This window comes from Intestinibacter sp. (assembly GCF_034113885.1).
GTDB lineage: Bacteria > Bacillota > Clostridia > Peptostreptococcales > Peptostreptococcaceae > Intestinibacter.
In genome coordinates this window covers 35,445-51,283 of the sequence record NZ_JAXEWM010000217.1, presented here as the reverse complement: position 1 = coordinate 51,283, position 15,839 = coordinate 35,445, and the positions used below count along the sequence as shown (strand labels likewise).

13 protein-coding genes are annotated in these 15,839 nt (G+C 29.1%); 11 read left to right on the top strand and 2 right to left on the bottom strand.

Annotated features, from left to right (window positions below; all coding sequences use genetic code 11):
* The first annotated feature begins 143 nt into the window (after nt 1-143).
* Nucleotides 144-626, top strand: coding sequence for a hypothetical protein (locus tag SPD90_RS13340; RefSeq protein ID WP_320925545.1), 483 nt, complete (start codon nt 144-146; stop codon nt 624-626).
* Between the two features lie 98 nt (nt 627-724).
* Here SPD90_RS13340 and SPD90_RS13335 read toward each other — a convergent pair whose 3' ends face one another.
* Nucleotides 725-1,150, bottom strand: a complete 426-nt coding sequence (locus SPD90_RS13335) for an SHOCT domain-containing protein (protein WP_320925544.1) — start codon at nt 1,148-1,150, stop codon at nt 725-727.
* 323 nt (nt 1,151-1,473) lie between these two features.
* Here SPD90_RS13335 and SPD90_RS13330 point away from each other — a divergent pair, with 323 nt between their 5' ends.
* The 4 genes from SPD90_RS13330 to SPD90_RS13315 all read left to right on the top strand — a co-directional run bounded on the left by SPD90_RS13330 (nt 1,474) and on the right by SPD90_RS13315 (nt 7,735).
* Nucleotides 1,474-1,803, top strand: coding sequence for a PadR family transcriptional regulator (locus tag SPD90_RS13330; RefSeq protein ID WP_320925543.1), 330 nt, complete (start codon nt 1,474-1,476; stop codon nt 1,801-1,803).
* Nucleotides 1,796-2,482: a hypothetical protein gene (locus SPD90_RS13325; protein ID WP_320925542.1), complete on the top strand. Its 687-nt coding sequence runs from the start codon at nt 1,796-1,798 to the stop codon at nt 2,480-2,482. The genes SPD90_RS13330 and SPD90_RS13325 overlap by 8 nt, the downstream gene beginning before the upstream one ends.
* A gap of 198 nt (nt 2,483-2,680) precedes the next feature.
* Nucleotides 2,681-6,907: a DUF445 family protein gene (locus SPD90_RS13320; RefSeq protein ID WP_320925541.1), complete on the top strand. Its 4,227-nt coding sequence runs from the start codon at nt 2,681-2,683 to the stop codon at nt 6,905-6,907.
* Between the two features lie 45 nt (nt 6,908-6,952).
* Entirely contained in the window at nt 6,953-7,735 is a 783-nt protein-coding gene (locus SPD90_RS13315) for a DUF3298 and DUF4163 domain-containing protein (RefSeq protein ID WP_320624054.1), read from the top strand.
* Nucleotides 7,736-7,806: 71 nt separating this feature from the next.
* On the opposite strand, the gene sleC is transcribed toward SPD90_RS13315, so the two are convergent.
* On the bottom strand, nt 7,807-9,078 hold the full coding sequence (gene sleC / locus SPD90_RS13310; RefSeq protein ID WP_320925540.1) for a spore cortex-lytic germination protein SleC: 1,272 nt from the start codon (nt 9,076-9,078) through the stop codon (nt 7,807-7,809).
* Nucleotides 9,079-9,229: 151 nt separating this feature from the next.
* Between sleC and SPD90_RS13305 the strand changes: the two genes are divergently transcribed.
* The 6 genes from SPD90_RS13305 to SPD90_RS13280 all read left to right on the top strand — a co-directional run bounded on the left by SPD90_RS13305 (nt 9,230) and on the right by SPD90_RS13280 (nt 15,667).
* Complete coding sequence (locus SPD90_RS13305; RefSeq protein WP_320925539.1) at nt 9,230-9,934, top strand: PrsW family intramembrane metalloprotease; 705 nt, start codon at nt 9,230-9,232, stop codon at nt 9,932-9,934.
* Between the two features lie 110 nt (nt 9,935-10,044).
* Nucleotides 10,045-11,343 carry an RsmF rRNA methyltransferase first C-terminal domain-containing protein gene (locus SPD90_RS13300; RefSeq protein WP_320925538.1) on the top strand — a complete coding sequence of 433 codons (1,299 nt, stop codon included), beginning with the start codon at nt 10,045-10,047 and terminating at the stop codon, nt 11,341-11,343.
* Nucleotides 11,344-11,377: 34 nt separating this feature from the next.
* Nucleotides 11,378-11,941 (top strand): signal peptidase I, encoded by a 564-nt coding sequence (lepB, locus tag SPD90_RS13295; RefSeq protein ID WP_320625773.1) that lies wholly within the window; start codon nt 11,378-11,380, stop codon nt 11,939-11,941.
* 84 nt (nt 11,942-12,025) lie between these two features.
* Nucleotides 12,026-13,690: a nucleoside kinase gene (locus tag SPD90_RS13290; RefSeq protein WP_320625772.1), complete on the top strand. Its 1,665-nt coding sequence runs from the start codon at nt 12,026-12,028 to the stop codon at nt 13,688-13,690.
* 345 nt (nt 13,691-14,035) lie between these two features.
* Nucleotides 14,036-14,602: an ArsR/SmtB family transcription factor gene (locus tag SPD90_RS13285; protein ID WP_320925537.1), complete on the top strand. Its 567-nt coding sequence runs from the start codon at nt 14,036-14,038 to the stop codon at nt 14,600-14,602.
* Between the two features lie 63 nt (nt 14,603-14,665).
* Nucleotides 14,666-15,667 (top strand): aldo/keto reductase, encoded by a 1,002-nt coding sequence (locus SPD90_RS13280; protein WP_320625770.1) that lies wholly within the window; start codon nt 14,666-14,668, stop codon nt 15,665-15,667.
* The last annotated feature ends 172 nt before the right edge of the window (nt 15,668-15,839 follow it).

Below are 15,839 nucleotides of genomic sequence, written 5' to 3'. Positions count from 1 at the left end.
GTTAGATTATGTTAATATTGTGATATTTTGGGTTAATATACTTATAGAAGATTTATAGCTCAGGATATATAATTGAATTAACAAAAGGCAAGAAAATAAAAAATGAAAAATAAATAAATTAAAAATTTCAGGAGGCAGTGGATATGGAAAAATTATTTAGAAACGATATGGATAACAAAATGTTTAGAGATTTAGTATTATCATTTACAGTATGCTTTACTTATGTAACATACAGCAATTTAGTAGCAGGTATGACAAACGGAATCATAATTTCAATGGCAGCAGCTGGATTCTTCACTTTAGTAAGTGAAATAGTTAGAAACTTAGTAGAAGTAGACTTAGAAATCAAAAAATCACTTTCAAAAGAAGAAGTTGCTAGAAAATATCAAATGAGATTAGTATTAAGAGATTCAGTAGTAGCATTCGTATTAGCTTATGGATTCATGACTAGCTCATTAGTAGTAGGAACTTTAACATTAGGAACTGCAGCAGCTTACATAGTAGCAGCATTAGTACCAGCATTAGTAGTAGCAATGTTAAGCAAAGAAATGAGAGTACCATTCTTAGCAGAATACAAAGAACATGATGTAGTTGTTAGACAATTTAACGTATTAAGAGCAGCATAGTAATTAGATCGAAGAAAATCATTGAAAATACCATAGATATAAAAAGGCTTCATACAAGGGACGGATTTTGTATGAAGTCTTTTTTTATTAAACCTACATTAAATAAAATCTATCAATTCTGCTTTTTTCTCTTCATATTCTTCTTTTGTGATGGCTCCAGCATCAACAAGTTGTTTTAAACGTAATAATCTTTCAGACGCAGCCTGACTATCTTCTGGTGAAGTAGATTTTTTATATCTAGTATTTTCCATAGATTCTACTAATCTATCTAAAGCTGCATACATACCATTTACTGTACCCCAAGCTCTACGAACATTATTTGGATCTAAAATTCTTGCATGTTTTGAAAGCATATTTTGTTGAAGTCTCCAACCTTTAAATTCTGCTAAGTCATTCCAAAAAAACTCTCCACCCATTGTAGGTGTAGGTATATTTGGCATAGATAATTCTTTATTTAAAAAATCAATCGCCTTATCTGCATTTTTTTCAATTAATTTTAAACCTAATAATCCTTTGTTATTCATAACTATTTTCCCTCCATACTATTTGAACTCTCTATAAGATAATTTTATCCGTATATTATAGTAATATCAATCAATTTCATTGTTTTAATTTTAGAGATATCACTATATATGGTAAATAACTGCTATGGTATATGTAAGAGTTTATATCAATAATAAAAATTATAGATTAAATATAATGAAAATTTTTAGATTTTCAAGTCTATATATCATAAATTCTTAAAAAAATATTTGGTAATTTTTATAAAATCCAGTTGCAAAACCTACTACCTTGCAATACAATATAGATATACCTTGTAAAACAAGGTAGCATAAGGAGGCAAAAAATGATAACGACACAAATGCTAAAAGGCGTTTTAGAAGGATGTATTTTACAAATTATAAGCGAGCAAGAAACTTACGGCTATGAAATTTCACAGAAGCTATCGGAGTACGGACTAGGTGAGGTTTCAGAAGGAACGATATACCCTTTGATGCTGAGACTTCAGAAAAATAATTTAGTAAGCTCGACATTGAAAGCATCTAGCAGCGGACCAAAAAGAAAGTATTTTACTTTGACTGAGAAAGGTCAGCAGGAATTAGCGCAGTTTAAAGAAAATTGGATAGATCTTTTTACATCAGTAAATAAATTGATGGGAGGAATTGGAAATGAATAAAAAGACTAAGGAAATTTTGAAGGCAAATAACGAACGTGAAGAGTTGATAAATGAAGAAAATGATAAGGTACTTACAGATATGATTTGTTATTTGAGAGGATCTAATATTTCTGAATATGAACAGGAATTGGTAAGGGCTGATATAATCGAAATGGTGTTAGATGCACAGGAAAGAGGAGAGAATATAAATAGCGTATTTGGAGGAAATTGCAAAGAAATTTGTGACAATATAATAGCTGAATTGCCACCAAAAACAATGAAGCAAAAGATATTAGAAGGCATAAATACAGCTCTTATGTGTATATGGATTATTGGTGCTATTTATGTGATAAAGCAAGTAATAGTGTGTATGGTTATAGAACCTAGAAACTTTGTATTTACACTATCTACAGGTGATATATTAAATGCGCTACTTATTATAATTGCTTCAGTAGCGATTGTGAAATATATATGTAGAAATTCGTTTGACTCAGATGAAAACACAGAGAAAAAATCTATAATGAATAATAAAATCTTGGGATTTATAGTTACTTGGGTAGCGATAATGGCTGCACTATTAATATTCATAGGAATTTCTCATATACTAAGTAAAAGTATTTTAACAATACCATTATATATGGCAGTTATATTTACAGCGATAGTCTTTATAGCTGAACGAATTATGGATAGACTTATTTAGTTTAAAAAGCTCTTTCAATTTTAATTATTGGAAGGGCTTTTAATTATTTAAAATAAAGTACATAATAAGAAGGTAAAATTAATTTGTATGGTTTAAAATCGAAGCGTTTTATTGTGCGATTATTGAGAAATAGCAAAAATTAGTATATACTAGTTGTTTAAGGAAAAATATATAAATTATAGTGAATGGGTGATAGAAATGGTAAATATACAAGACCTTCTTTTTATATTTACACAAGGTTTTTCAGGGGCTGTAGCAGGATATATAACTAATAAATATGCTGTAAATATGATTTTCAAAGAGTACACTCCTTTAAAAATCGGTGGTGCGGTTAAAAAGAATAAGGTGAAATTTATAGAAGAGGTAAGTGAATTAGTTGAAAAGGACATAATAAACTCACAGACTTTGAGAGGATCTATAGAAAGCGAGGACTTCGCACGTGTTATAGATGCTGCATGTGTGGATTTTATGACTAATTCATTGAACGATGCATTTAAGGGTGTGAAAATTAAGCATATCCCAGCTATAAGTAATAGTGGTGAGCAATGTGTTACTTTTATTGAACAAAATTTACAAGAGGAATTACCTAAATTAATAGATAATTTATCTAATAAAATAGAAATAAAAAATATACTACAAAAGGATCAATTAGATAATATCAGCACTAATATAGTTGAATTGATTTTAGATGTTTTAGAGACAGATAATAAGCTAGAGGAATTTTTAGCGTGCTTATACGATGAAAATAAGGAGATTACTTTCGGTGAAATTTTGAGCGATGAGGCTAGCGTGAATTTGAATGAAGGTATTTCAAATATCTTAAATAATTCTATAAACGATATAATCGACGATGAACAACAATGCATGGAATTATTAGAAAAGGTTTATGAATTGCTAGATTTAACATCAGTTATATCTAAGCTACAAACAAACTTAGGTCAAAAGACTTTACTAGATATATTAGGTGAAGAAGGGCTAAAAAATATAAATGCTCTATTATTTGAACATATAAAGATTCTGGCAAAGGACGATGCTAATAGGGATAGATTAAAAGAAATCATATCAGAATTATTAGTAGTAGCTAGAGATATGGATGTGACTTTATTCGAGATACTTCCAGAGGAATTAGCAAATTCAATAGTAAGCTATATCAAGGATATTATTCCAGAGCTAGCTCCTCATATATCTAATTGGCTATATGAAAATAAGGATAAAATAGACACTGTAATAAACAGTGCAGTTGGAGAAACTGTAGATAAAATTGAAGATGAATCTATAAAGGGAATGATCGAGAAATTCGCAGGTATGTTATCTTCAATATCTCAAACTCTAAAGGTTGTAGATAGAGCTTCAGATATGGTTATGAATTACGAATTAACTCCAGAAGCTAGCAACAAGATATACCTAGCTATAATGAAGTTTTTAGAAGATACAAATATTGGGGATATAGTTAAATTCTTAGAGGATAAACTAGATATAAGTGAAGAAGTCATTTGTGATAAATTAATAGATTTATTTGAAGTAAATGGAGATATCTTAATAGAAAAAATAATTTCAAGCTTCAAGGAAAGACAAATTTCAGAGCTTGTAAAAATAGATTTAGAGCCATTATTTAAATCAAAGGCTATACCATGGATATATAAATTTATAAAATCAAATAAAGATAAGATAAATATATATCTACATGGAGCTGTGGATAATAAGGTTAAACAAATATTATCTAATAAAATAGAAGATATGATTTCTGTGGATAAGATAACTTTACTATCTAAGAAATTGCCAAAAATAATCTCTAAATATATAGTTAATAACAAAAATGCATGTAAGTCGTATATTGAAAAACTAGTTATTAACTGTCTAGATAGCGTAGATTTTGAAAGTATTATATTAAACAACAAAGAAAAGCTAATGCTGTTAATTTGCAATAAATTCACAGATTTAAAACAATTCATATTCGATGAATTAAAGGACAAAGAAATAGACGATGTCTTAGACATGATTAAAGATAAAGAAGGCTTAGGTTTATCTTTAAGTGAAAAACTACACAAGGGCTTGGTGAACAATGTAGAACAAGTTGTAGACAACAATGTAAAAAGAATTATCTACAATAACTTAATCAAGCTGAACGAAGATGAAATATGCGATATAGCACAAAGCTTTATGGGTAAACAGCTTAAACCATTATCTTACTTCGGTGCATTACTGGGAACTGTAGCTGGATTGATATTTGCATTTGCTATAAAGGGTACAATCAACAGCTTTGGATTCTACAATGGATATCAAAATATCATAATGGCATGCGTGCTTATGGGATTAGTAGGTATATTGACAAATGTAATAGCATTGTGGATGATATTCCATCCATATAAGAAGAATGAATTTGTAGCTAAGATACCTGTGTTTAAAATTTTTGCCCAAGGATATATTCCAGCCCACAAGGATGGATTTGCTAGCGGAATGGCTTATTTTATAGACAACGAGCTTTTAAAGGGCAAGAGAGTAGAAAGTTTATTTAACTCTAAAAAGGATAAATTCTCAGAAACTATATTTAACTGGGTATCTAATAATAACTTTAAGGTATTAGTGGGTATAGCAGGTGAAAAGAAGGATAAGATAAGCAAATTTTTATATGAGTTTATTATAGATAAATGTACTCAAAATAAAGCTAGTATAGCAAAATCTTTATCTAAGACAGTAGAAAATATAGAAGTGAGTGGAGTATTGACAAAGGAAAGAGCTTTAAGTGCTTCACAAAGCTTTTTATCTAACTTAGACAGATTTGATGATGCGATTATAAAATTTGCACAAACTAAAATAGATAAGCAACAAAAATTAAATGATTTACTACCTCAAGCTTTAGTAGAATCTATAAACGATGATATAAATAAATCAGTAGATGATAGTGTAAAATCTACATTAGACAAAATGCTTAAAGAAGAAGTAGTGAGAGCTCTAATTTTAAGCAAAGAAGATATTTATAAAGCTGCCACAGTTAAGACTATTGACCAGCTTGTAGGATATGAAAATATATCTAAGGTTAAATCAGCAATTGAAAATAATTTAAACAGCTATATAATTAAAAATCTACCAAATGTATTAGAAAATTCACTAGATAAATTCTTACAAAACCAATTATCAGAGGATAAAAGTATAGCTGAAATTTTCGGTGGCAAGATAAAAGTAACATTAGATAAAAATCTATATTCTATTACATCAGCGCTATTATCTAAAATATGTGATTATGTTCAAGAAAATAAAGAACAAGTAATCAGCTTAGTTGTAGGCTTAATTAAAGGTCAGCTTAATTTCCTTATAAAAATGGCGTATGACTTCATCAACGGAGACCGTTTAGTGGGGCTTGTAGTTGAAAATATTATAGATACAAAATTAGAAGGCTTTTTAAATGAAACTACTTATTCAACAATAAAGACAATATCTATTTGTACTAATTCTGTAGTATATCCTACTACTATGGGTGACTTAGGATTAGACAGCGAACAAATAAATACGAGTGTAGTTGTAGAAGCACTAGTCGATGATGTAAAAGAAAACGAAGCTATATTCGATAATGTAAATCAAATAACATTATCAGCAATTGATGAATTTAAGAATGTAAAAGTATCTGATATAGTTCAAGGCACAAATATAGAAGCATTAGAAGGCGTATACAATTTATTTGAACAAGAAGTAGTGTTAGTTATAAATAATATAAGTACTAACTACAGTGATAATGTAGAAAATATAAATAATTTTATGAACACTTATATAAGCGACAATATAACTGCCAAAGTATTAGATCAAAAACTAGACAGTATATTAGATGTAGACGATGTAATATCAGTAGCTGTTAAATCTATATTAGATAAGCTTAATCAAAGCACTAAGAGCAGAGAATTACTTTTACAATCAGTTGAATATATTTACGACAATAAAATTGCAAGCATGAAGGCAAATGATCTAATAGGACAAGAGCTTTTAGTTTCAGGATTAGAGGAGGCTCTAGATAGACTATTTAAAGATTTAGATTTCAACGAAAACAACCAATATATAGTAGATAAAATTGTTTCTAATTGCATAGAAAGTGAATTTAAGTTTATAGATATAGCTACTAAGGAATATATAGTTAAAAATGTTATAGATGCATTATTGACTACAGGTATAGGATTCACAGTAGATGCTATGAAGGCGCTTAAGCTGAAAGAAATAACTACAGAACAAGTAGAAATAATGGACCCAAGAGAAATCCATATGCTATTTAAATCATTTGCAGGCGACTTCTTCGTAAAATTATATCTATACGGCTCAATGGGTGCGGTATTTGGTATAAACATATATCTATCAATTATATTAGGTATAGCAGATTTATTTTACAGTAATAAAATAGATAAAAAGGAAATAAGTGCTGAAAATATTTTTAAAGAATAAAATCGAAAAAACTCCTAACTCTATAACTAGAGGAGGAGTTTTTTTATGAAAAAATTAACTGCAATCATAATTTTAATAACAGGAATTTTAATGATATCTGTACTTAATTTTGCACAGGTCAGAGAAGTTTTTGAACTAAATATCAAAGATGCATCGGTAGATACAAAGGTAATAAACAAGGACAATAAATTTATCGAAGCAAATCTAAAAATTCCAGTATTGATAATAAGCAATAAACAAATGCAAAGTGCTATAAATAAAAAAATAGAGTCAGATATAATTGAATTTTATAACAAATCATTTAAAGAGGCACAGAGTTATTTCAATGATTTTCCAGAACAAGAAAATCAATTTGCTATAAGCTCTGATTTTGAAGTTAAAAAAAATACAGATAAGGTTTTTAGCATACTTATTAAATACTATATTTATAGCGGAGGCGCACATGGTATTTATGAGTATGTTCCTTATAATATAGATTTGACTTCGGGAAAGGTGTTTATATTAAAGGATATTTTTAAAGAAAATTCAAAATATCAAGAGGTAATAAATGAAGAAATAAGAAAGCAAATAAGAGATTTAAATGTAAAAAACAATTTGCCAGAAGATAGCACGCAATTGTACAGCTTTAATGGTATAAAAGAAGCTGAGAAATTTTATTTAGAGGATGATAAAATAGTAGTATTTTTTAATTTATATGATATTGCTCCATATGTAGCTGGGATACCTGAGTTTTCGATAGGTAGAGATGTTGTAGAAAATATTATGAGTCCAAACTATGTAGATACAATTTTTAGTACTCCAATAACTAATAAATTATCGTATAGATAAAATTATTGAAAAATAAATAGATGTATCTTAGCTAATATAATAATTTTAGTTAAGGTACATCTATTTTAATGTTAAATTAAAGGATTTAAAGAGGCAATCTTAGTAACAGCCACATAAACCCTAGATATTTCATACCAAGTTTTAAAATCGACAACGCCAGTCTGAGGTAATCCAAATATTTTTTGGAAGGTTCTAACTGCTTCAGCTGTTTGCTCGCCGAAAATTCCGTCTTCGACAACCTTTGGCACTGCAGGATATGAATTTGAGATAGCATTTAATTGATTTTGGATAGTTCTAACATAAGAGCCCTCTGAGCCGACCTGTAGTGAAGTGCCAGGATATGAAACTGGAACTCCAGATACAATTTGAGCATTGGCAAATACTATATTATCGCCGTAAAAATATTTTAAAATATCCTCATAATTATATCCCTGATCTCCCAAGTCCTTACTTCCCCACTGAGTCATCTGATCAGGACATTGAACTCTGACACCATCACAATACTGTGCTAAAAGTGGCTGTCTAGAGGTAGGAGGTCTTCTTATAAAGGTATTGAATACTGAGTCTACAACAACAGATATTTCATCGAAAATATTTCGATTGTGTATATATTTGTGATCGTAGTTAGTTGTAGATGTAATCGTAAAATTAAACCCTTTATTTCTATACCACTCAGTAAAAACTCTATTCAATGTAAATGAAATAATTGCGATAACATTGGCAAAAATAGTTTGCTCTGGCCACGTTGAGTATATTTCAGAAGATGCCACGTTTTTTATATAAGTTTTAAATGGAACCCAAAAATTTTCAGCAGATGTATCCTCAGGCAATCCATCGTGAACGACTATAAATTCTGGTACTACAGGATTATCTAAAACAACAAAGCCAGTTGGTGCAGGAATTGGCTTTAAGCTGTCTTCTGGTATTTTAGGCGGATAATCGCCCCACAAGGTATGAGGACCTATATCGTAAATTATCTCGTTTTGTCTTTTATAAGAGAGTCTACTTCTTTCTCTTGGTCGCATTGGAATCGACTGTCTCGCATTTACAACAGGTAAAAGCTGTGTTCCGTCTATTATAATGGTTTCATATCCGTCCTTTATCGCTTCTACGATGTAATCTTTATATGGCTTTACGTCTGATGGCTGTAGGGAATAAGCTAAGTCTGGTGCTGATAGAGGAAGATTACTTATTTGACCGGAGTTATCTGTTTTTAAATTTTGATATACAGTAGAAGAGGCTGAGCCATCTTCATTTTGTCCGTAAATATTTATAGTCACGTTCTCCATCGGAGCATTAGTAGTAGAATCGATAACGTTTACTGTTAAATAACCGTCTTGCATTTAATCACCTTCTTTTTTAGATTGGCAATATATTGTGCTTATATATCGCTAGTTATTTGTTGATAATTCTATTATTTATTTTATGAATAGAGTCAGTTTTTTGTGAAAAGATATTTGATAGGAATTAATTTAAAGAAGGGAAATAAATTGTATGCTGACTTTTTTATTGATTTTTTTACCTGTGATTTGTTTTATACTGTGGATTTATTATAAGGATAAGTACAACAAGGAGAGCATTCATGTACTTTTAAAGTATTTTATTTTTGGAATAATAATTAGTTTTTTTGCCATAATTATAGAAAAGTTTTTAATAGGAAAAAATATATTTATAGATGAGACGAAGTTGATATATACTGCGTTTATAGTTGCAGGCTGTACAGAAGAAATATTGAAGGGGATTGTATTGACTTTTTTCACAAAGAGAGAAAAGTCCTACGATGAGAAGCTAGATGGGATAATATATTCTGTTTTTTTATCGCTAGGATTTGCTACTATCGAGAATGTAATTTATGTAAGTTACGAAAAAGTATTTTCATTATTTGAGATAGCATTTGTTAGGGCATGTATATCTATTCCTGCACATATTATGTTTGCGATTACTATGGGATATTATCTATCGAAATATAAGTTTGAAAAAAATAAGGTCAAGAGAAGACAGGATTTATTTTTAACTTTTTTGATTCCAATATTGCTTCACGGTATTTTTGATTTTATATTGATGATAGAATATAGATGGACTATTATAGTTTTTATACTATATATAATAATTTTAGCTAAAGTAAATTTAAATAAACTTAATAAATATATGTTATATTCAAAGAAGCGATTTTTTGATAGACTAAAACATAGAAGATAATTAAAATTTATTGTTAAATATATCCGAAATAGTGTTAAAATTAAAAAAGCCATAAAGTACGAGAATATAAAATATTAGCGAGAATAAAATATATAGAAAGGAAAAATAATTTGATTAATTTACCAGAGAAATTTTTAGAAGATGTAAAGGTCGTATTAAAGGATGAATACGAAGAATTTATAAATAGCTATAACGAAAAGAGGACAACAGGTCTTAGACTAAATATTATGAAGATGTCTGAGGAAAAATTAAAGGATTTAAATTTATTTGAATTAGAAGAGATTCCTTGGGCAAAAGGAGGATTTTATTACGATGAAGATAGCTGTAGACCAGGTAAAAGCCCTCTTCACGAAGCGGGTGCATACTATTTACAGGAGCCATCAGCTATGAGTGTAGTTCCAAAGCTCGATATACAAAAAGGGGACAAGGTATTAGATATGTGTGCAGCCCCAGGAGGAAAATCTACATATATATTATCTCAATTGGATGATACAGGAATTTTAGTATCAAACGAGATAAACCCAATTAGAATAAAGGCGCTGGGAGAAAATCTAGAGAGATTTGGCGCTAGAAATTGTATAATAACAAATACAGATTCTACAAAGCTCAGAAAGGTATTTACTGGATACTTTGATAAAATGGTAATAGATGCACCTTGTTCAGGCGAAGGTATGTTTAGAAAGGATCCAGTTGCAATAGAGGATTGGAGCTACAGTAAGGTTCTAGAATGTCAATCTATCCAAAAGGAAATAATAAGAGATGGATATAAAATGCTTAAAAAGGGCGGAATTTTAGTATACTCCACTTGTACATTTTCAACAGAGGAAAATGAAGATGTAATAGATGAATTTATAGAAGAAACTGAAGGTGCAGTTCTGATAACAAAGGAGAGATTATGGCCTCATAAAATAAAGGGAGAGGGTCACTTTGTTGCTAAAATTCAAAAATTAGATGATGAAGACTGTAGAGTCAAGGAAATGAAAATAAAAAAATTAAACAACGAGCTTAAAGAATATAAAAGCTTTGAAAAAAAATTCCTAAACGTAGATTTTGATAATAAATACATGCTCAGAGGAGAAAATCTATATTTACTTCCAGATCAATGCCCAAACCTAGATAAAATAAAGGTCTTGAGATATGGTCTTCATTTAGGTGTACTAAAGAAAAATCGATTTGAGCCTTCGCATGCATTATCACATTACTTAAAATTAGACCAAATAAAAAATATACAAAATTTCAACTTAGATGATAAAGAGGTATTTGATTACTTAAGAGGTAATGTAATAAATACAGGTCAGAGTCGAGGTTGGGTTGTTGTAGCTGTTGAAGGAATACCTTTAGGATGGGGTAAGGAATCAAATGGAGTACTAAAAAACCACTATCCAAAGGGGTTAAGGATAAATTATTAAAAATCAACTAAACTAATAAATAGGAGATGGTATTATGAGTAAAAAAGAAGTCAATCAACAAGAAAATAAAAGCTTAAAAAGCAGTATAATCGAATGGATAAAAGTTTTTGGACTTGCTATTATATTAGCATTTGTAATAACTTTATTTATAAAACCTACTTTAGTTAGAGGTGATTCTATGGTTCCTACACTTCATGAAAATGACTACTTAATAATAAATAGAATTGGATATAAAATAGGACAACCAGAAAATGGAGATGTCATAGTATTTAAATCTGATTTAGAACAAGAAGACGGTTCAAATAAGGACTTAGTTAAGAGAGTTATTGGAGTTGAAGGTGACGAGGTTTTAATAACAGGAGGACAAGTTTTTGTAAATGGGAATTTACTAGACGAGCCATATCTAGAAACTGGAATGTACACTGAAGGAGAAATAGATTTAGTAGTTCCAGAAGGCAAACTGTTTGTATTAGGCGATAATAGAGAGGTTAGCTTAGACAGTAGATACGATAAAGTAGGTTTAGTAGATGTAAGTGATGTAGAAGGAAAGGTTTTTGTAAGATTATATCCTTTTAATGACATAAGTCTTATAGATTAATTAGGTACATAAATAGGTGAATGTGAATAATAAATAATATAAGAAAATCTATATTTTAGAATAAAGATTTTTGCAAAAAGGAGTATGGCTATGATTAATTTAAATGTTAATGGGCAGATAAAGAAATACGAAGTAGAAGATCCATCAAAGGGAATTAGATTATCAGATATAGCTAAGGATTTTGAAACGGAACACTCAGGATATATTTCTCTAGCTATAGTAGATAACGAGTTAAAGGAATTAACTACTTATATAAATCAAGACAGTACTATAAAATTTTTAGATACAAAAACACCAGATGGACTTAGAGTGTACACTAGAACGCTAAATCTTATTTTTATTATGGCATGTAAATGCTTGTTCAAGGACAGCAGAGTTGTAATAGAGCACTCGTTATCTAAAGGAGTGTATTGTGAAATACATCTAAATAGAGAGCTTACAGATGAAGATATTTCTAATATAAAACAAAAAATGGATAAAATTATATCAAAAGATTATCCTATAGAAAAGACGTTATATACGAAAAAGGAAGCCATAAAAATATTTGAAGATATGGGATTATATGAAAAGGCTGAATTGATTAAGTACAAGGAAAAGGACACTGTAAAAATCTATAGATGTAATACTTATCTAGATCATTTTTATGGATATATGATGCCTTCAACTGGATATATAAAAACCTATGATTTATTTAAATATCAAGATGGTGTAATTTTAATGGCGGCAAGTGAGGATAATAAACAAATACCTAAAAAATTTGTCCCTCAGCCAAAGCTTGCAAATATATACAAGGAAGCAGAAAATTGGTCTGATTTAATGGGTGTAGATAAAGTATTATCTCTAAATAAAATAATAGAAGAAAAAAAATACGGAGAGATAATAAGAATTGTTGAAGCCTTACATGAAAAAAAGATAGGACAAATTGCCGATATAATAAAACAAGAAAACAAAAGAATAATCCTAATAGCTGCACCGTCTTCATCAGGCAAGACAAGTTTTGCGACAAGATTATGTATTCATCTAAAGGTTAATAATTTAAATCCAATATCTATTTCATTAGATGACTATTTTATAGACAGAGATAAGACACCGTTAGATGAATTTGGAAAACCTGATTATGAATCTATATATGCTATAGATTTGGATAGATTTAATAGGGATTTAAGTGATTTACTAGAAGGTAAAGAGGTTCAGCTTCCTAAGTACAATTTTATGACAGGTAAAAGCGAACAAGGAAAGGTTCTAAAAATAGATAAAAATCAACCTATAATATTAGAAGGTATTCATGGATTGAATCCATTGCTTACATCTTCAATACCAGACAGTGAAAAATTTAAAATTTATTTAAGTGTATTAACACAAGTAAATTTAGATGACCATAATAGAATTCCGACTACAGATTTGAGATTGATAAGAAGAATTGTCAGAGATAATCAGTTTAGAGGTCATACTGCAGAGATGACAATAAAGGGATGGCCTTCTGTAAGAAGAGGAGAAGAAAAAAACATATTCCCTTACCAAGAGGAGGCTGATTTGATGTTTAATACAGCTTGTGTATATGAGCTAGCTTTATTGAAAACATATGTAAAACCTCTATTAGAAAAGATAGATAAATATAGTGAAGCTTATATAGAAGCTAAAAGACTTCTAAAATTCTTACAGTATTTTGTAGAATTAGATGATTTATCTGATATACCTCCTACAGCAATAATTAGAGAATTTGTAGGTGGAAGTAAAATAGTAGATTAATTAAAACTATATACATTGTAAAATAAGGATTAATTTAGTTTTATAAATTAGTCCTTATTTTTGTATATAAATATATATATATAATATTATAATTATAATAAATACAATATGAAAAAAAATTTTTTTTTATATTATGTTTATATTGAAATTTAATTATAAATAATGTAATATATGAGTATGCAAAATTTAGATTATTCAAAATATTTTAATTGTGGTTATATATTTAAAATATTACAGAATTTGTCGATAAAAGTATGTATTATGTTTTTTTTGACAATTATATATATTTAATATATAATTATTTTTATATTAAGTAAGTAAGTGACTTTTTTGGGGGTAAGAAAAATGAAAGATTTGTTAGTATTGCGCGACTTAGAGTGTGTTAAAGCAATTGCACATCCAAGAAGAATAGATATACTAAATGCTTTTGATAAAGAACCATTATCTGCAAAACAACTATCAGAAATGTTAGATGAACCACATGCTAAGATAAATTATCATATCAAAACATTATATAACGTAGGGATATTAGAATTAGTAGAAGAAAAAATTAAATCAGGTATAGTTGAAAAATATTATTATCCAACAGCAAATAATGTTGTTATGAGTAGAAAAATAATCGATTATACTTTAGACCCTGCAAGTGAAGAGGGAACTGTTTCAATTTCAGACTTTGAAAACACAGTAGAAAATTTCTACGATGCAGTTGAACAAGGAACATTAAAATTAGACAAGGTTTTAGAATATAGAAATATACAATTAACAGATGCAGAAATAGATGAATTACAAGATACTATGAAAGCAAAAGTTTCAGAAATTTTAGCAAATAGAAAAGAAAATGATGAACAAAAGAAACATGATTTAGTAATGGTAGCAATACCTACGGATCTTAATGACGATGTTACAGAATAAGTATCAACTATGTTGGTACTTTTTTTATTAAATTACATGTTATAAAAATGGAGGTTGTTTATTATGAGAGAATTTGGTAAAACAGGTATGCAGATAAAAAGAGTAGGTTTCGGTGGAATTCCAATACAAAGAATAAGCCAAGAAGAAACTAATAAGGTAATTGATGAATTGGAAAAATGTGGTGTTAACTTCATAGATACTGCAAGAGGCTATACAGTAAGTGAAGAGTATTTAGGAAATGCACTAAAAGGTAGAAGAGAAAAATTCTACATAGCTACTAAATCAATGTCTAGAGATTATGAATCAATGAAAAAAGACATAGAAATAAGCTTAAAAAATCTTCAAACTGATTATATAGATTTATATCAAATGCACAATGTAAAGCCTGCAGAATATGATTCTATATTTGGAGAAGACAAAGCTTACAGAGCTCTAGTAGAAGCCAAAGAAGCTGGAAAAATAAAACACATAGGTATAACAAGTCATGGCCTAGAAACAGTAGAAAAAGCAGTTGAAAGTGGAAAATTTGAAAGTATACAATTCCCTTACAATATAGTAGAAAACCAAGCAGATGAAATTTTCCAAAAAGCACATAAAAAAGGCGTTGGAACTATAACTATGAAACCATTAGCTGGTGGAGCAATAAATGATGGTACATTAGCAATGAAATATATATTATCAAAAGACTATATAGATGTTGCTATACCAGGTATGGATACACCAGAACAAGTTAGAGAAAATACTGCAGTAATAAACAATGCAACTTTAACAGAAGAAGATAATGCTAAAATAGCTAAAATCAAAGCTGAATTAGGAACTAATTTCTGTAGAAGATGCGAATACTGCCTACCATGTCCACAAGGTGTAATAATTCCTCAAAACTTCTTATTAGAAGGATACTATACTAGATACGGATTACAAGATTGGGCTGTTGAAAGATATAATGCTTTAGGGGATGGAAAAGCAAGTAACTGTGTTGAATGCGGTGAATGTGAAACTAGATGTCCATATGAATTACATATAAGAGATATGTTAAAAAATGTAGTTAAGGTATTGGAAAAATAGATTGTAATATATGAAAAAGGAAATCATAGATTTACTTAAGTAGATTTGTGATTTCCTTTTTTGATATGTTTTATAGATTTTATACTAATAATAGTAATGTTCCTGTCACAATTAAAATCAAGCCTATAGCTGATTTTTTGTTTAGCTTTTCTTTTAAAATAATATATGAAAA